This window comes from Actinomycetospora lutea, assembly GCF_028737205.1.
Taxonomy (GTDB): domain Bacteria; phylum Actinomycetota; class Actinomycetes; order Mycobacteriales; family Pseudonocardiaceae; genus Actinomycetospora; species Actinomycetospora lutea.
The window spans coordinates 128,032-144,708 of sequence record NZ_JAQZAL010000005.1 but is presented as its reverse complement, the minus strand read 5'-3'; the positions used below and the strand labels follow the sequence as shown (position 1 = coordinate 144,708).

Genomic DNA, 16,677 nt, shown 5'->3' with positions numbered 1-16,677 from the left:
GAGAACTCGTAGCCTCGTGCCAGGAGGTACGAGACATGGCTGAGCTCGAGCACAAGGTCCGCGGTGTCGACCACGCGGCGTTCCCGACGTTCGACCCGGCGGGGACGGTGCGCTTCTACCGCGACGTCCTCGGCTTCCCGGTGGTGCACTCGATCTGCGCCGCTGGGTGGGGCCCGGAGGACCACCCGGACTTCATCCACTTCTTCTTCGACATCGGCAACGACGACCGGATCGCGTTCTTCTACTACTTCGGTCTCGAGCCCCAGCACGCCCACGCGCGCGGCGACGTCTACGCGGGCTTCGGCCCGGAGGTGCCGGAGTTCTTCGTGCGGTCGCGCCACCTGGCCATCCACGTCGAGGACGACGCCGACCTGCTCGAGTACCGGCGCCGGCTCGACGACTCCGAGTGGCCCGTCGAGATGCAGATCCAGCACGAGACGATCGAGTCGATCTACACGCACGACCCCAACGGCTACATGGTCGAGTTCACCCGCGCGATGCGTCCGGTGACGCCGCAGGAGGACCTCGACGCCGACCTCACGATCGACGCGCTGCTCGACGTCGTGGCCGAGCCCGACCCGAGCTTCGGCAAGCTGCTCGCGCGCAAGGCGGAGCTGATCGTCGAGCGCGCGGCCGACTGGGAGCCGGCCCGGTCATGACCGCCCTCTACGTGCTCGACGTCCCGGAGAACACGTCGGTGGCGAAGGTGGCCGGCGAGGACGCGACCGTCACCGTCAACAAGATCGGCCCGTACTTCGAGATCACCGCGGAGGGCCCGATCGTCATCGACCGCCGCGCGACGGGGTGCCGCCACGCGGTCTGGTACTCGTGCGTCGCGGGCGTCGGCGGCGGCCGCATCACCCAGCACGACAAGGACGCGCTGCGGGTCGACCCGGCATGAGCGCTCCCACCGCCGGGCTGGGCGCGGGGCGGTACGTCGCCGCCGACGAGCGTCCTGCCGCCACCGTGACGAGCGTCCACGAGCTGACGACAGCCGACGGCGCCACGGTGCGCGGGGTGCTCGCGACCGTGCCGGGCGCCCGCACGGTCGTGTGCCTCATGCACCCGCGCCAGGACGTGACCCACCACGCGCTCGTGCCGCACCTCCTGCGCGCCGGGGCGGCGGTGTGGACCCAGCACACCCGCTCGGTCAACAACGATCTCACGCTCGTGCACGAGCAGGCGCTGCTCGACGTCGCCGCGGGCATGGTCTTCCTGCGCGAGCGGGGATTCGAGGCGATCGTCCCGCTCGGGCACTCCGGCGGCGGCACGCTCTACGCCTTCTACCTCGAGCAGGCCGCGCTCGCGCCGGGCGACCGGCTCGCGACCACGCCCGCCGGGCGCCCGACGAGGCTCGCCGCCGCGGCGATGCCCGTGGGCGACGGCGTCGTGTTCCTCGCCCCGCACCCGGGCCAGGGTCGCCTGCTGCTCGGGTGCATCGACCCCTCGGTGGCCGACGAGACCGACCCCCTCGCGGTGGTGCCCGAGCTCGACCCCTTCCGCGCGGAGAACGGTTTCGCCGAGCCGCCGGCGAGCTCGTCGTACGCGCCGGCGTTCCTCGAGCGCTACCGCGCCGCGCAGCGCGAGCGCGTCGCGCGCATCGACGCGGTCGCCCGCGAGCACGTCGCGCGCGCCGCGGCGGCCCGTGCCGCGCACCAGGTCTCCGGCGACCCCGCCGACCGGCGCCGCGCGCTCGCGCCGCGCGTCATCACGGTGTTCCGCACCGACGCCGACCCGCGCACCGTCGACCTCTCGCTCGACCCCAGCGAGCGGCCCTACGGCTCGCTGTTCGGGGCGCGGCCCGACCTCATCAACTACGGCCAGATCGGGTTCGGGCGTCTCACGACGCCCGAGGCGTGGCTGTCGACCTGGTCGGGGCTCTCCTCGCACGCCGACTTCGTGCGCTGCGCGCCGGGCGTCACCGTGCCGACGCTGGTCGTCGAGCTCACCGGCGACCAGGCGGCGTTCCCGTCCAACACCCGCGCGATGGTCGCCGCGCTGGGCGCCGCGGACCGCACCCACGTCGCGGTCCGCGGCACCCACTTCGGTGGCGCCATCGCTCCCGGCGAGCCCACCGGCAACGAGCTCGCCGCCGCCCGCATCACCGCCTGGCTCGCCGACCGGCACGAGCTCGCCACGCCCCCCGTGTGAGCACGCCGACGTCACGACGTTCGCGCGCGCGTTCCGGCGCCGCCACGTCGTGCGCCCGGCCGCCTGGTCGCGCACCCGCCCCTGACACACGACCGCCCCGCGACGGCGGGCGTCGCGGGGCGGTCGTGCGGCGTGCGGAAGGTCAGCGGCGAGGTGCCCCGCCCGGCGGCGTCGACGGCGCCACCGGCTCGGTCATGCCGGGCTGCGGGTCGCCGTAGGGGTCGCCGTAGGGGTCGCCGGGGCGGGTCGCCCCGCCCGCGGTGCCCGGCTGGGCCGGGGTGCCCTCGGGCGGCGTCGCCGCGGTCGGCGGCGCGGCGTACTGGACCGTGGCGTCGTACGGGCCGGCCTCATGGGCCCCGCCGCGGCCGTTGCCGGCACCGCGGGGCGCGTACGCACGGGCCTCGGCCTCCGCCCGCTCGCGGCCCTGCTGCAGGTCGCGCTGGACCTGGTCGGACTGCTGCTGGGCCTTGCGGTAGCCGGAGTTGATGAGGTCGGCGGCCGCGTCGCGGCCACCGAGCCCGAAGGCCAGCGCCGAGCCGAGCGCGACCGCGCCGATGAGCGCGATGTAGGTCGCGTTGACGATCGTCTGGGCGATGCCGAGCTGGTTGAGGATCATGAACACGGCGATCGCCATGACCAGCGTCGGCGCCGCGGTGCGGGCGACGCGGCCGGTGGGGGTGTCGCCCATGGTGCGGTGCACGAGCCCGCCGACGGCGGCGGCGATCGCGGCGGCGATCAGGAAGATCAGCAGCGCGGCGAGCACGTTGGGCAGGTACGACAGCACCAGGTTCACGAAGCCGGTGACCGCGGGGATGTTCAGGGTCCCGACCGCGGAGACGATCACGAAGACCATCAGCACGTACTGGACGACGAGGCCGACCAGCTGCGACGGCTTGCCCTGCGGGGAGAAGCGCGCGACGTACTCGCCGCCCTTGCCGTGGGTGAGCTTCTCGTCGACGCGGACCTTGCGCAGCAGACGGCTGATCCCGGCGCGCAGCAGCCGGGCGATGATGTAACCGATGAGCAGGACGAGCAGCGCGCCGATCACGTTCGGCACGTAGTTCAGCAGCGTGGTGAAAGCATTCTGCAGGCTCTGCAGAATGTCGAATCCACCACCAGATGGTGCAGGAGGCATCCCGTTCTCCTCATTCCGTCGTGGAGTGCCGTGGTGCCCGATCGATGCGCGCGGAAACCACACGGTCACCCGGTCGGCGGCTACCGCCCGGCCGTGCGGGAGGTCTGACCCGGCGCGGTGATGGGCACGGCCACGCATCGGGTACCAGCGGCTCCGTCTCACCGATCCGAGCGACCCGAGGGGGGCCACCGTGGGTCTCGTCGTCCGACTGCTCTCCGCCGTGCTCGTCGTCCGCCAGGTGCTGCAGGGCCCCGGTGACGACCCGCCGCGGCGCCGTGCCGCGCCGACGGCCGCGGGGGCGGGCACCGCTCCGGCCGTGCCCGGAGCCCGCGCGCGCTCGCCGCAGGAGGTCCCGGCGCGGGGCTGGTGGCAGATCGTGCGCCGCGGGTTCCGGGAGAGCAGCGCCGACAACGTCAGCATGCTCGCCGGCGGCGTGGCGTTCTTCGGCTTCCTGGCGATCATCCCGGCGCTCATCGCGCTGGTGTCGCTCTACGGGCTCGTCGCCGACCCCGCCCAGGTGGCCGCGACGATCGAGGGTCTCAGCGAGGCGCTGCCGGCGAGCGCGCAGAGCCTGGTCACCGACCAGATCGCGGCGGTGGTCGGTGCGGGCACCGGGAGCCTGACGGCCGGCCTCGTCATCTCGGTGCTCGCGGCGCTGTTCAGCGCGTCGAGCGGGACGCAGAACCTCATGGCGGCGATCAACATCGCGTACGACGAGACCGAGGGGCGCGGTGCGGTGAAGCTGCGCGCCCTGGCCCTCGCCCTCACCCTCGGGGCGATCGTCTTCGTCATCGTGGCGGTCGCCCTCGTCGCCGTGGCCCCGTTGCTGCTCGACGCCCTCGGCACCGCCGGGCGGGTCCTCGCGCAGGTCGTGCGCTGGGTGCTGCTGGTCGGGCTCGTCGTCGTGGGCCTCGCCGTCGCCTACCGCATCGCGCCCGACCGCGACGCGCCCCGCTTCCGCTGGGTGACGCCGGGCTCCCTGTTCGCGACGCTGCTCTGGATCGTCGGCAGCATCGCCTTCAGCTTCTACGTCGACAACTTCGGCAGCTACAACAAGACCTACGGCACGCTCGCCGGCATCGTCGTGTTCCTGCTGTGGCTGTACCTGACCAGCTACATCGTCCTGCTCGGCGCCGAGATCAACTCGGAGGCGGAGTACCAGACCGAGCAGGACACGACGCGCGGCGCCCCGCAGCCGATGGGCACCCGGGGCGCGGCGAAGGCGGACGACGCCGTCGACGCGTGAGGGCTCACCGAGCGGGCAGCACGCAGAACTCGTTGTCCTCGGGGTCGGCGAGCACGATCCACGGGTGGTCGGGCGCCTCGTCGAGCACGCGGGCGCCGAGGCCGACGAGCCGCTCGACCTCGACACGCTGGTCGCCGGGCGCCGCGATGTCGAGGTGCAGCCGGTTCTTGCCGGCCTTGCGGTCGGTCACGTGCTGGAAGAGCAGGACGACGTCGCCGGCGAGTCCGACCTCGACGTACGACGTCCCGTGCGCGTCGTCCCAGCGGCGCACCACCGACGAGCCCAGCGCGGCGCACCAGAACCAGGCCAGCGCCTCCGGCTCACGGGTGTCGATCGCGACGGCGGCCAGACGGGCGCGGGAGGGCGGCACGGAGGAACGCTAGCGACGACACCGGCTCAGGGCATCCCGCCGTCCACCCGGAGCACCGCGCCCGTGGTGAACGACGCCTCGTCCGAGGCGAGGTGCAGCACGGCGGGCACGACCTCCTCGGGCTCGCCGATCCGCCCCAGCGCGGTGCTGCGCTCGAACGCGCCGACGACGTCCGGGGTCCAGGCCGTCGAGATGTCGGTGCGGAACGGGCCCGCCTGCACGGCGTTGACCCGCACGGTGGGGCCGAAGGCCTGCGCGAGGCCCTCGGTGAGCGTGTTCAACCCCGCCTTGGCCACCGCGTAGGGCAGCTCCGAGGGCCCCGGGCGGATCGCCGCGATCGAGCTGATGTTGACGATCGCCCCGCCCCCGGCCGCCACCATCCGCGTGCCCAGGGCGGCCGAGAGCCGGAACGGGCCCTTGAGGTTGACGCCCAGCACCTTGTCGAACAGCCCCTCGGACACCTCGTCCAGCGCCGGGTAGAGCGGCGAGAGCCCGGCGTTGTTGACCAGCACGTCGACGCGGCCGAAGCGCTCGTCGACGGCGGCGACCAGGGCGTCGCAGTCGTCCCAGCTCGAGACGTTGCAGGCCACCGGCAGCGTCGCGACGCCGTGCCGCTCGGCGACCTCGGCAGCCAGCTCCCGGCACGCGTCGATCTTGCGGCTCGCGATCACGACCGACGCGCCCTCGGCGGCGAACGCGCGCACCATCGCCCGGCCCATGCCGCGGCTGCCGCCGGTGACGACGGCGACCCTGTCCTCGAACCTGCCCATGCGGGGCGATCCCCCTCCCGGTGATGATGGACGCATGCTGGCACGGGAGGAGACCGACGCCGTCGTCGCGTGGCTGGCCTCCGCCGGGCTGGGCGACGGGCCCTGGACCTTCGAGCCGCTCGCCGGCGGCACCCAGAACCTCATGCTGCGCGCGGTCGGCCCGGACCGGCGCCTCGTGGTCCGCAGCGGGCCCCGCCACCTGCGCCGGGGCAGCAACGCCGCGATCGAGCGCGAGATCCGTGTGCTCGGGGCGCTCGCGTCGACCGACGTCCCGCACCCGCGCCTGCTCGCGACCGCGCCGGCCGACGGGGTGCTGCCGGGTCGCGTCGTCTACGCGATGGCCGAGGTGCCGGGCGTCAACGTCGCGACCGGGGTGTCGCCGGCGCAGGAGGCCGACGCGGCGCTGCGGCACGGGCTGGGCCCGGCGATGGTCGACGCGCTGGCCGCCCTGCACGCCGTGGACGTCGACGCGGTCGGCCTGGGCGACGTCGGCAACCCGCAGGGGTTCCTCGCGCGCCAGGTGCCGCGCTGGCGCGACGAGCTCGCGCGCTACCGCGAGGTCGAGGGCTACCCGGGCTTCGGCGACGACACCGACGACGTCGCGGACTGGCTCGAGCGCCACCGGCCCGCGTCCGGCCCGCCCGCGCTCGCGCACGGCGACTACCACCTCGCCAACGTGCTGTTCGACCCCGACGGCGCGGCGGTCACCGCCATCGTCGACTGGGAGATGGCCACGGTCGCCGACCCGCTGCTCGATCTCGGCTGGCTGCTCGCCACGTGGCCGGTGAGTGGCACGGACCTCGGCTGGGCACGCGTGGACGGGCTGGCCGGCGAGGACGAGCTGGTCGCCCGCTACGCCGAGCTCACCGGCACCGACCCGGCCGTCGTGCCCTGGTACGCGGTGATGGCGTGCTTCAAGCTCGGCGTCCTGCTCGAGGGCACCCACGCCCGCGCGTGCGCCGGCAAGGCCCCCGAGGACGTCGGGTCGCGCATGCACGCCTCGGCGCGCAGCCTGATCGACCAGGCCCGCCGGCGGATCGGCTAGCCCCAGATCCGCGCCGCGGCCTCCAGCAGCACCTCGAACTTGCGCCACTGCGCGTCGGGGGTCAGGTCGTTGCCCTCGATCGTCGAGGCGAACCCGCACTGCGGGCTGATCGCCAGCTGCTCGACGGGCAGGTGGCGCGCGGCCTCCTCGACGCGGGCGACCACCTCGTCGACGGTCTCCACCCGCGCCGACTTCGTGCTGACCACGCCGAGCACCACCGTTGTCCCCGGCCGCACGAAGCGCAGCGGCGCGAACGACCCGGCGCGCTCGGTGTCGTACTCCAGCAGGAGCCGGTCGTGCTCGAGCCCGGCGAACACCTGCTCGGCGACGGCGTCGTAGTGCCCCTCGCGGTGCCAGTGGCCCTGCTCGTTGCCGCGGCACACGTGCAGGCCGAACGTGGTGCCCGGGAACCCGCGGACCACGGCGTTCTCGGCGGCGAGGGTGCGGGTGAGCACCTCGGCGGTGTCGAGGCCGCGACGGCGCATCCGCTCCAGCGACGGCGGATCGACGTAGGCGGTGATGCCCGGCGCGTCCATGTGCACGTACCGGCAGCCCGCGTCGACGAGGCCCGCCACGATCTCGCGCTCGACCGCGACGACGTCGTCGAGGAACGCCCACGGGTCGGGGTAGACCGCGCGGGAGCCCTCGGCGTCGAACGTCGCGAACACGCGGTCGGGCCCGAGCACCGTGGTCTTCACCGGCACGTCGGTGCAGCCCTGCGCGAAGGCGAACTCCTCGCGCGGCCGGTTGTGCACGAGTCGCAGTGGCTCGGTCGCGACCGTCGCGCTGGACGCCGACGGGGCCTCGGCGCGCTCCGGGGCGTCGACGTCGAGCGAGCGGGCCGCGTGCGCGGCCCACAGGTCGGCGGCGAGGTCGGCGTACCCGGCGACGTCGGCGAAGCTGTCCATGAACGTCGAGCGCCGGTACTCGCCGTCGACGACGACCGGCAGGCCCACCTTCTCCTGGGCGCGCACGACCTCGCGGACGGCCTCGTCCTGCGCCTCCTCGAGCGTTCCGGTGTCGATCTCGCCGCGCCGCCACCGCGCGAACGTCGCGGAGAGCGCGGGAGGGCGCAGGAGGCTCCCGACGCTGTCGACGCGCAGGGTCACCGCAGCCCGGCCTGCACGATCATCGGGTGGACCTCCTGCTGGAAGCGCCGCATGTCCTGCACGTAGCGGGGGAACGACAGCAGGATGCCGTCGAGGCCGGCCGCGACGAGGTCGCCGAGCGCGCCCACGATCTGCTCGCCGGTGCCGATGATCGGGTAGCCCGCCCAGCCGGCGATGAAGTGGCGCTCCATGTCCTCGATGGTCGACAGGTCGTAGGACTGCGAGTTCACGCCGAGCGAGGTGACGAGGTTCGACGCGGCCTCCCAGTCGCCGAGCTCGTCGACGTAGTGGTGCAGGAACGCCTGCGCGTCGGCCTCGGTGTCGCCCTGGACGACGTAGGCGTTGATCCAGACCTGGATCTCGCGCCCGTACTCGGTGCGGGCCAGCTCCCGGAACTGGTTGACCTTGTCCTTCATGCCCTCCGGCGTCTGGTTCTTGATGTCGGAGGACGCGAAGACGACGTCGCAGTTGCGGGCCCCGAAGTGCCGGCCCTTCGGCGAGCTGCCGGCGTTCATCGTCACGGGGTAGGGCGACTGCACCGGCAGCGGCGAGATGCGGGCGTCGACGATCCGGTAGAACTCGCCCTCGAAGTCGAAGGTCTCCTCGGCGGTCCACAGCCGCCGGACGACGTCGAACCACTCCTGCGACATGTCGTAGCGCTTGTCGTGCTCGAGCTGCGCGGCCCCGAACATCTCGATCTCCGGCGTGTGCCAGCCGGTGACGATGTTGAGCGCGAGGCGGCCGTTCGTGATGTGGTCGACCGTCGCGGCCTGCTTCGCCGCCATCAGCGGGTGGATGGTCGGGACGTGCGAGGTGACGAACACGCCCGCGTCGCGCGTCGTGGCCCCGATGCCCGCGGCCCAGGTGAAGCACTCGAACCCGGTGCCGTTGAAGTTGGTCGGGCCGCCGAAGCCGCGCCAGCGCCCGACGGGCACGAGCGCCTCGAACCCCATCTCGTCGCCCATCCGCGCGAGCTCCGCGGTGTTCTCCCAGGTCGCCTCGAGCGCGCCGTCGACGGTGGAGATCGAGCACCCGCCGGACAGGTTCGTCGAGAACGTGCCGAGGTGCAGCTTGCGGTCGTTGTAGACGGGGTGCTTCGCCGCGCGCAGCTGGTCGGCGCGCGTTTCGGTCGTGGTCATCGGGGTCCTCAGCGGCCGTAGTTGATGTGCACGTTCTTGAGCTGCGTGTACGAGAAGAGCTCGTCGAGGTCCTCCTCGCGGCCGATCCCGCTGTCCTTGACCCCGCCGAACGGCGTGCCGGGGACGTGGCGCCCGACCTCGTTCACCCAGACGTAGCCGGCCTCGAGGTCCTCGGCGAAGCGGTGGGCGGTGCCCAGGTCGCGGGTGAAGACGCTGGCGGTGAGCCCCAGGCTCGTGGCGTTGGCGATGCGCAGCGCCTCGTCGGCGTCGGCGAAGGGCCGGAGCACCGCCAGCACCGGGCCGAAGATCTCCTCCTGCGCGAGGTGGGAGGCCGGGTCGACGTCGGCGAACACGGCGGGCCGGACGAACAGGCCGTCGGCGAGGCCGCCGTCGGTGACGCGCTCGCCGCCCGTACACAGGCGCGCGCCCTCCTCCTGGCCGAGGCGCACGTACGACAGCACCTTGTCCAGCTGCCCGGCGTTGACGATCGCGCCGGTGTCGGCGTCGGGGTCGTCGGGCAGACCGGGTCGCAGGGCGCCGACCCGCGCGGCCAGCCTCTCGACGAACGCGTCGTGCACGTCGCGGTGCACGACGACGCGCGACAGCGACCCGCACGACTGGCCCTGCCACGTGAAGTTCATGCCGCGCACCGCGGCGGCGACCGCGACGTCGAGGTCGGCGTCCGGGAAGACGACCAGCGGGTTCTTGCCGCCCAGCTCGAGCGTCACCGTCTTGATGGCCACCTCGGCCGCGCGCCGCTGGATCGCGCGCCCGGTGGCCGTGGAGCCGGTGAACGCGAGGCGCCGCACGTCGGGGTGCGCGACCAGCGCGTCGCCGCAGCGCGCGCCGGTGCCCGTCACCACGTTGAGCACACCCGGCGGGACGACGTCGGCGACGAGCTCGCCGAGACGCAGCGCCGAGAGGCTGGTGTGCTCGCTCGGCTTGATCACCACGGTGTTGCCGGCGGCGAGCGGGGCCGCGATCTTCGACGCCGCGAACATCAGCGGGTGGTTGAACGGGATCAGCCGCCCGACCACCCCGTACGGCCGGCGCACCGAGTAGGTCAGCGTCCCCGGCTCGCTCGGCACCGTGTCGCCGTGGGTCTGGAGGACCAGGCCGGCGTAGTAGCGGAGGGAGAAGACGGCCACGTCGACGTCACGGCGCATCTCGCGGTACAGCGAGCCGTTGTCGTCGGCGTCGAGGCGCGCGAGCTCGTCGGCGTGCGCGGTGACGACGTCCGCGAGCGTCGTGAGCAGCGCGGTGCGCTCGCCCGGCGTGCTGCGCCGCCAGCTCGCGAACGCCGACGAGGCGGCCGCGACGGCGTCGTCGACGTCCTCGGTGGTGGCGTCGGGGATCGTGTCCAGCCGCGCGCCGGTCGCGGGGTTCCACGCGTCGAGCACGCCGCCGTCGGACGCGGGGCGCAGCTTGCCGCCGATCACCATGTCGGCGCTCATCGCTCCAGCTCCCGCACGAGGTGGTCCCACACCGCGGCGATCGCGGCCGGCGAGTAGATGTGCTCGCGCTTGGCGAGCGCCTCCTCCGGCGGGGACCAGGTGGGCCAGCCGCCCGCACTGCGGGTGAGGATCTGCTGGGCGCAGGCCCGCTCGAGGATCACCGCGGTGACGACGGCCGTCGGCAGGTCGGGGCCGACGGTGACGATGCCGTGGTTGACCAGGAACAGGGCGTTGTGGCCGCCGAGCTCGGCCGCCACGCGCTTGCCGAGCTCGCTGGTGAGGATGAGGTCGGCGGTGTCGGTGAAGCGCGGCACCTCGGGCGGCACGAACATCGTCGCGGTGTGGCTGACGGGCTGCAGCGCCTGTCCCGTCGCGGCGAGCGCCACGGCGTGCGGCGGGTGGGTGTGCACGACCGCGCCGACGTCGGGTCGCGCGGCCAGGATCTCGGTGTGGATGGGGTACTCGCTGTGCCGGGGGCTCGCCGGTCCGGCCGCCCCGTCCCGGACCGCTCCCGTGCCGTCGACCAGGTGCACCCGCTCCGCGGTGACCTCGCCGAGGCCCCACTCCGCCGTCTTGAGCCAGGCGCCGCCCCCGTCGGGGTCGCGGACCGAGGCGTGGCCCCAGATGAGGTCGTCGTGGCCGTTCGCGGCGAGCACGCGTGACGCCAGCGCCACCAGCTCCGCGATCTCGTTCATGCGTCCCTCCCGGGAGCGACGGGGTCACGTCGTCTGGGGAGACATCTAGTCCGGTGCGCGGACTTCCTGGGCGAGATTCTGCTGAGAAGAACCCGGTTCTGGTCAGAGGTCGCGGGCGATGCGCCGGGCGGTGTCGCCCAGCAGGCCCGCCCACTCGGTGAGGCGCGCCCGGCGGTAGCGCGCCGTCGGCATGGAGAGGGAGATGGCGCCGGGCACGGTCGGGGTCGGTATCGCCGTGCCGATCGCCGTCACCCCGGTCTCGGTGCGCTGGTCGTTGAGCGCGAAGCCCTGCCGCCGGGTGCGCCGCAGGTCGCGCAGCAGGGCCTCGACGTCGGCGACCGGGGAGTCGGCGCCCGCGTAGAGCGCGCGGACCTCGTCCTCGTCGCGCGTGGCGAGCACGGCGCGGCCCCCGGAGGCCAGGTGCGCGGGCAGCACCCGCCCGCCGCGGTCGCCGACGCGCAGGACCTGGTCGCACTCGACCGACGCCACGAAGCGCGCCTGGTCGTCGACCACCACCAGGAGGTTCGTCGTCTCGTCGGTCTGCCCGGTGAGCTCGTGGAGGTGCGGGAGGGCGGCGCGCCGCAGGTCGGCGACGGGCTCGGGCGCGGCCGGGCGGCGCAGCACCGGACCGGCGACGTACCGGCGGTCCTCGTCCTGCTCGGCGAAGTCGCGGTACACGAGCATCGCGAGCAGCCGGTGTGCCGTCGACCGCGCGACCCCCAGGCGCTCGGCGGCGTCGCTGACCCGCAGCGGGCCCTCCTGCTGCAGCACGGCCGCGAGCCGCAGCGCGTGGTCCACCGACTGGATCCCGTACGTCGGCTTGTTCTGCACGCCAGAAGAGTAGGGGTCGCCGGGCAGAACGCACCTAGCCTCGGAGCGATGGCGCAGTTCTACGTCGGCGGGTACCGCACCGGCGACCCGTTCCTCGAGGACCCGCACCCCTCGGTGGCGCGGCGACCCGAGGGGCTCCCGGAGACCGCGGACGTGCTGGTCGTCGGGTGCGGGCCGGCGGGCCTCGTGCTCGCGGCGCAGCTGGCGGCGTTCCCGGACATCACGACCGTGGTCGTCGACCGCCGGGACGGCCCGCTCGGGGTCGGGCAGGCCGACGGCGTCGCGTGCCGCACGGTGGAGATGTTCGAGGCGTTCGGGCTGGCGGGGCACATCGTCGCCGAGGGCTACCAGGTCAACGAGGTCGCGTTCTGGCGCTCGCCCCCGGACGACCCGGAGAGCATCGTGCGGACCGGGCGCATCCCGGACGTCGAGGACGACCTCTCCGAGATGCCGCACCTGATCGTCAACCAGGCGCGGATGCTCGCCTTCCTGCGCGAGCGCATGGCGCGGTCGGCGAGCCGTCTCGAGCCGCGGTACGGGCTGCCGGTCACGGGCCTCGAGGTCGGTCCCGGGGAGTTCCCGGTGACCGTGCAGCTCGGGTCGTCGACGATCCGCGCCCGCTACGTCGTCGGCTGCGACGGCGCGCGCAGCGCGGTCCGCGAGGCGATCGGGCAGCGCCTGGTCGGCGACCCGATGAACCAGCGGTGGGGTGTCATGGACGTCCTGGTCGACACCGACTTCCCCGACATCCGCCTCAAGAGCGCGATCACCTCGGGCGCGGGCAGCCTGCTGATCATCCCGCGCGAGGGCGGGTACCTCGTGCGGCTCTACATCGAACTGGACGGGGACCGCGATCGCGACGTCACTCCCGAGTCCCTCGCGGCCGTGGCCAACCGCATCCTGCACCCGTACACGATCGACGTGCGCGACGTCGGCTGGTGGTCGGTGTACGAGGTCGGCCAGCGGCTGTGCGACCGCTTCGACGACGCGTCCGGGTCGCGGGCGCCGCGGGTGTTCATCGCCGGCGACGCCTGCCACACCCACAGCGCCAAGGCGGGCCAGGGCATGAACGTGTCGATGGCGGACACGTGGAACCTCGGCTGGAAGCTCGCCGCGGTCCTGCGGGGCCGGGCACGCCCGGAGCTGCTGGACACCTACTCCGCCGAGCGCCAGGCGGTCGCCCGGGAGCTGATCGACTTCGACTGCGAGTTCGCCGCGATGTTCAGCGCGCACCCCGAGGGGAGCGCGGCCGACCCCGAGAAGTTCCAGCGCTACTTCCGCGACCAGGGACGCTTCACCGCCGGCGTCGCCGTCCGGTACGCGCCGTCGATGATCACCTCGGGAGCCGCGCACCAGCACCTCGCCGAGGGCCTGCCGGTGGGGATGCGGTTCCACTCGGCGCCGGTGGTGCGGGTGGCCGACGCGAAGCCGATGCACCTCGGGCACGTCGCGCGCGCCGACGGGGCCTGGCGGCTCTACGTCTTCGCGGACCGCGACCGGGCGCGGTTCGACCCGCTGTGCGGGTTCCTGGCGACGCTGACGGCGCGCTTCACCCCCGCCGGCGCCGACCCGGACGAGGCGATCGACGTCCGCGCCGTCCTCCCGTGCGGGCACCGCGAGGTCGCCGTCGTCGACCTGCCGCCGGTGCTCCGGCCGCGCAAGGGCCCGTTCGGGCTGGTCGACCACGAGAAGGTGTTCTGCCCCGACCCGGCCCGCGCGGACGTCTTCGATCTGCGGGGGATCGACCGTGCCGCGGGGTGCGTGGTGGTCGTGCGCCCCGACCAGTACGTCGCCCACGTCCTGCCGCTGGACGCCCACGGCGAGCTCGCCGACTTCCTCGACGGGGTGCTGCTCGAGGCGTGAGGTAACGCCCACCCGGCCACCGACGAGACATCCCCGTCGAGCCGTGATCAGTCGGGGGACCGCGATGACCCAGCAGTACCCGCCGCCCTACCAGCCGTATCAGCACCACTACGGCGGGCCGCCCTCGTACCGGCCGCAGCCGTCCAACGGGATCGGGACCGGCGGCTTCGTCGTGGCGCTGATCGGCGCGGTGCTCTCGCTCGTGCCGTTCCTCGGCATCGTGTCGTGGGTGATCAGCCCCGTCGGGCTCGTGCTCTCGATCGTCGGGCTCACCGCCGCGACCCGGAAGAACGGCGCCGGGCGCGGGCTCGCGATCGCCGGCGTCGTCCTCGGCGGGGTCGGGCTCCTGATCTGCATGCTCTGGGCGATCGGGTTCGCCGGGGCGATGGAGGAGTCGCGGACCGGCACGTCGACCTACACGGCACCGTCGTCCTCGGCACCGTCGTCCTCGGCACCGTCGTCCTCGGCGAGCGCGCCGACCACAGCCGCCGCGCCGGCGGGCAGCTTCACGGCGGGCACCTACACGGTGGGCTCGGAGATCGCGCCCGGGCGCTACCGCACGGCCGGCGCCCCGGCGGACGACATCTTCCGGTACTGCTCGGCGACACGGGAGAGCACCGACGGCGCCACGATCGGCAGCCCGGAGACCACGAGCGGGGGTCCGGCCTACGTCACCGTGCGGCCGGGCGACGGCCAGGTCGAGTTCTCCGGCGACTGCGTCTGGTCGCCTGCCTCGTAGGTGTCCCCGGGGCGCGAGAGGCACGTTCCGCCTGATCGACAGGGCAGCGGACCTGCGGAACGTGCCGTTCGACCGTCGACGGGTTCCGGCGAAGGGCGCCCCTCGCCCGTCGAGCTGAGCGAAGGTGCCCTTCGCTCAGTATCCCGGCGCGAGCGCGTCAACCGCGGCGGAACGACGGGTAGCCCGCCGCCGTCTCGGCCTCGCAGCGCGCGACGTAGTCGCCGACGCCGTCCACGGCCGCCCCGTCCGCGGCCACCGCCTCGATCGTGGAGCCGCCGGCCGCGTCGAGGTCGCGGATCGCCCGGGTGATCCACTCCGCCTGGTGCTGGCGCACCGTCGTCATCACCGCGCGCGCCGAGGTCGGGGCCGGGGCCGCGGCCGTGGTGAAGAGGTTCGGGAAGCCCGGGACGCCCAGGCCGAGCACGGTTTCCGGTGCGTCGGCGAGCGCGCGCCCGTCACGACCGCGCACGTCGACGTCGGCGAGGGCGGGCGGTCCGGCGTCCGGCTCCTCGGTCAGCACCAGGACGTCGATCTCGTGGACGGCTCCGGACGCGAGCTCGAGGCCCCCGGCGCGGACCGCGGCGACCGGGTCGGCGCGCAGGTCGACGAGGGTGACGTCCGCGCGACCGAACGCCTCGAGGTACCCGGCGTCGAGAGCCATCGGCGCGTCGTCGTCGGCGGGGACGAGCACCGCGGCCAGCGCGGGGTCGTCCAGCCGGGCCGTCATCGCCGCGCGGACGTACCCCGCCACGGCGGCGTCCGGCGGGCCGCCGAACCACAGCCGCCGCGAGCCGTCGGCGTAGAGCCCGGCCGGATCGCCCGCCCGGTGCCCGTCCTCGCCGCCCGTGACGGTGTGCGGGAGCGTCGCGCGCCGCTCGGCGAACCGCGACCGGTAGGCGTCGCGCTCCTGCCAGCCGTACATCGTGTTCACCCGCGGCACGACGGCCACCGGCTCACGCGCGAACAGCGTCAGGTGTGCGGTCTCCGCGGCGATGCGGGGCACGAGCTGCACGGCGGGCGTCCCGCTGCCGAGGACGCCGACGCGCCGGCCCCCGAGGTCGAGGCTCTTCTCCGGCCAGCGCGAGGTCCGCACGACCGTCCCGGCGAAGCCGTCGAGCTCGAGCGCCTCGGCCGGGCCGGGGATCAGCCCCGTGCAGGCGACGACGAACCGCGCCTCGACCGTCTCCCCGTGCCCGGTCCGGACGGTCCAGCGGGCGCGCTCCTCGTCGAACGCCGCGGCCACGACGGGGGTGCCCAGGACGATGTCGCGGCGCAGGTCGAGGCGGTCGGCGACGAAGCGCAGCCACCGCAGCACCTCGTAGCCGGCCGGGAAGCGCTCGCTCCAGCCCCAGTCGCGCACGAGGTCCTCGGAGAAGGAGTACTGGTAGGACGCGCCCTCGGTGTCGAGCCGCGAGCCGGGGTAGCCGTGCCACCACCAGGACCCGCCGACGTCGTCGGCGGCGTCGTAGGCCCGCACCCGCAGACCCTGGCCGCGCAGCAGGTGCAGGGTCGCCAGCCCGGCGACGCCGGCGCCGATCACGACGACGTCGAGCTCGTCTCCCATGGACCGGGATTCTGGCGCAGCTGATCGTCGATCGGCACGTCCGCGGCGGTGTCGACCGCGAGGTGCGGCACCGGCGGCGGGGTGTCGGGCTGCATGCGGGCGACGAAGGCGTCGAACGCCGCGAGCTTGCCGGCGTCCTGCGGCCGTCCCCGGGCCTCCAGGCGGCGCCGCAGCGTCGCCGGGTCGCACGCGACCCAGACGAGGTGCACGGGGGCGCCGCCGAGCTCGGCGACCCAGGCAGCCCAGCGCGCCGGGTCCCGGATCTGTCCGGTGAACGGGGCGCAGAGCACCACCGGGCAGCCGCGCGAGCGGATCGCCAGGGCGAGCGCCGTCAGGCCCCCGTACTCGTGGACCTTGACGTGCTCGTCGTACCAGGGCCCCTCGCGCTCCCCGGGCTCGCGACCGGCGGCGGCGAGGGTCGCGGCCACGAAGTCGCCGTACACCGTGTCCTTGTCGAGCAGCGCCGGAGCGGGGGAGAGCAGGGCGATCAGCCGGTCGGCGACCGTGCTCTTCCCGGCACCCGGGGCGCCGCCGACGATCCAGACGCGTGCCGTCACACCGGCACG

At 74.2% G+C, this 16,677-nt stretch carries 17 protein-coding genes; 7 read left to right on the top strand and 10 right to left on the bottom strand.

Features of this window, described 5'->3' with window-relative positions:
- The first annotated feature begins 35 nt into the window (after window positions 1-35).
- Genes PHK61_RS08040 through PHK61_RS08030 form a run of 3 tightly spaced genes read left to right on the top strand, consistent with a single transcriptional unit; the run spans window position 36 to window position 2,151 of the window.
- Window positions 36-659 (top strand): VOC family protein, encoded by a 624-nt coding sequence (locus PHK61_RS08040; RefSeq protein WP_274280456.1) that lies wholly within the window; start codon window positions 36-38, stop codon window positions 657-659.
- On the top strand, window positions 656-901 hold the full coding sequence (locus tag PHK61_RS08035; RefSeq protein WP_274280455.1) for a hypothetical protein: 246 nt from the start codon (window positions 656-658) through the stop codon (window positions 899-901). Before PHK61_RS08040 ends, PHK61_RS08035 begins: the two co-directional genes overlap by 4 nt.
- Window positions 898-2,151 carry an alpha/beta fold hydrolase gene (locus tag PHK61_RS08030; RefSeq protein WP_274280454.1) on the top strand — a complete coding sequence of 418 codons (1,254 nt, stop codon included), beginning with the start codon at window positions 898-900 and terminating at the stop codon, window positions 2,149-2,151. The genes PHK61_RS08035 and PHK61_RS08030 overlap by 4 nt, the downstream gene beginning before the upstream one ends.
- Window positions 2,152-2,293: 142 nt before the next feature.
- On the opposite strand, the gene PHK61_RS08025 is transcribed toward PHK61_RS08030, so the two are convergent.
- A complete protein-coding gene (locus PHK61_RS08025; protein ID WP_274280453.1) occupies window positions 2,294-3,286 on the bottom strand; it encodes a mechanosensitive ion channel family protein in 993 nt (330 codons plus the stop codon).
- A 190-nt stretch (window positions 3,287-3,476) separates the two neighbouring features.
- Here PHK61_RS08025 and PHK61_RS08020 point away from each other — a divergent pair, with 190 nt between their 5' ends.
- Window positions 3,477-4,532: a YihY/virulence factor BrkB family protein gene (locus PHK61_RS08020; RefSeq protein WP_274280452.1), complete on the top strand. Its 1,056-nt coding sequence runs from the start codon at window positions 3,477-3,479 to the stop codon at window positions 4,530-4,532.
- Between the two features lie 4 nt (window positions 4,533-4,536).
- Here PHK61_RS08020 and PHK61_RS08015 read toward each other — a convergent pair whose 3' ends face one another.
- A complete protein-coding gene (locus PHK61_RS08015; RefSeq protein WP_274280451.1) occupies window positions 4,537-4,902 on the bottom strand; it encodes a VOC family protein in 366 nt (121 codons plus the stop codon).
- Between the two features lie 26 nt (window positions 4,903-4,928).
- Window positions 4,929-5,672 (bottom strand): SDR family NAD(P)-dependent oxidoreductase, encoded by a 744-nt coding sequence (locus PHK61_RS08010; RefSeq protein WP_274280450.1) that lies wholly within the window; start codon window positions 5,670-5,672, stop codon window positions 4,929-4,931.
- A 34-nt stretch (window positions 5,673-5,706) separates the two neighbouring features.
- Here PHK61_RS08010 and PHK61_RS08005 point away from each other — a divergent pair, with 34 nt between their 5' ends.
- Window positions 5,707-6,717: a phosphotransferase family protein gene (locus PHK61_RS08005; RefSeq protein ID WP_274280449.1), complete on the top strand. Its 1,011-nt coding sequence runs from the start codon at window positions 5,707-5,709 to the stop codon at window positions 6,715-6,717.
- Here the strand turns inward: PHK61_RS08005 and PHK61_RS08000 are convergent.
- From PHK61_RS08000 to PHK61_RS07980, 5 genes are all read right to left on the bottom strand, one after another.
- Window positions 6,714-7,826 carry a uroporphyrinogen decarboxylase/cobalamine-independent methonine synthase family protein gene (locus PHK61_RS08000; protein WP_274280448.1) on the bottom strand — a complete coding sequence of 371 codons (1,113 nt, stop codon included), beginning with the start codon at window positions 7,824-7,826 and terminating at the stop codon, window positions 6,714-6,716. The genes PHK61_RS08005 and PHK61_RS08000 overlap by 4 nt on opposite strands.
- Window positions 7,823-8,965, bottom strand: coding sequence for an LLM class flavin-dependent oxidoreductase (locus PHK61_RS07995; RefSeq protein ID WP_274280447.1), 1,143 nt, complete (start codon window positions 8,963-8,965; stop codon window positions 7,823-7,825). Before PHK61_RS07995 ends, PHK61_RS08000 begins: the two co-directional genes overlap by 4 nt.
- A gap of 8 nt (window positions 8,966-8,973) precedes the next feature.
- Window positions 8,974-10,419, bottom strand: coding sequence for an aldehyde dehydrogenase family protein (locus PHK61_RS07990; protein WP_274280446.1), 1,446 nt, complete (start codon window positions 10,417-10,419; stop codon window positions 8,974-8,976).
- A complete protein-coding gene (locus PHK61_RS07985; protein ID WP_274280445.1) occupies window positions 10,416-11,114 on the bottom strand; it encodes a class II aldolase/adducin family protein in 699 nt (232 codons plus the stop codon). Before PHK61_RS07985 ends, PHK61_RS07990 begins: the two co-directional genes overlap by 4 nt.
- A 102-nt stretch (window positions 11,115-11,216) precedes the next feature.
- Entirely contained in the window at window positions 11,217-11,945 is a 729-nt protein-coding gene (locus PHK61_RS07980; RefSeq protein WP_274280444.1) for an IclR family transcriptional regulator, read from the bottom strand.
- Between the two features lie 48 nt (window positions 11,946-11,993).
- Here PHK61_RS07980 and PHK61_RS07975 point away from each other — a divergent pair, with 48 nt between their 5' ends.
- Together PHK61_RS07975 and PHK61_RS07970 are read left to right on the top strand one after the other, a co-directional pair.
- The gene (locus PHK61_RS07975) at window positions 11,994-13,808 is read left to right on the top strand and encodes an FAD-dependent monooxygenase (protein WP_274280443.1); all 1,815 of its coding nucleotides are present in this window, start codon (window positions 11,994-11,996) and stop codon (window positions 13,806-13,808) included.
- 43 nt (window positions 13,809-13,851) lie between these two features.
- Window positions 13,852-14,547 carry a hypothetical protein gene (locus PHK61_RS07970; RefSeq protein ID WP_274280442.1) on the top strand — a complete coding sequence of 232 codons (696 nt, stop codon included), beginning with the start codon at window positions 13,852-13,854 and terminating at the stop codon, window positions 14,545-14,547.
- Between the two features lie 157 nt (window positions 14,548-14,704).
- On the opposite strand, the gene PHK61_RS07965 is transcribed toward PHK61_RS07970, so the two are convergent.
- On the bottom strand, window positions 14,705-16,111 hold the full coding sequence (locus PHK61_RS07965) for a flavin-containing monooxygenase (RefSeq protein WP_274280441.1): 1,407 nt from the start codon (window positions 16,109-16,111) through the stop codon (window positions 14,705-14,707).
- Window positions 16,084-16,668: a P-loop nucleotide/nucleoside kinase family protein gene (locus PHK61_RS07960; RefSeq protein WP_274280440.1), complete on the bottom strand. Its 585-nt coding sequence runs from the start codon at window positions 16,666-16,668 to the stop codon at window positions 16,084-16,086. The genes PHK61_RS07965 and PHK61_RS07960 overlap by 28 nt, the downstream gene beginning before the upstream one ends.
- Between the last annotated feature and the right edge of the window lie 9 nt (window positions 16,669-16,677).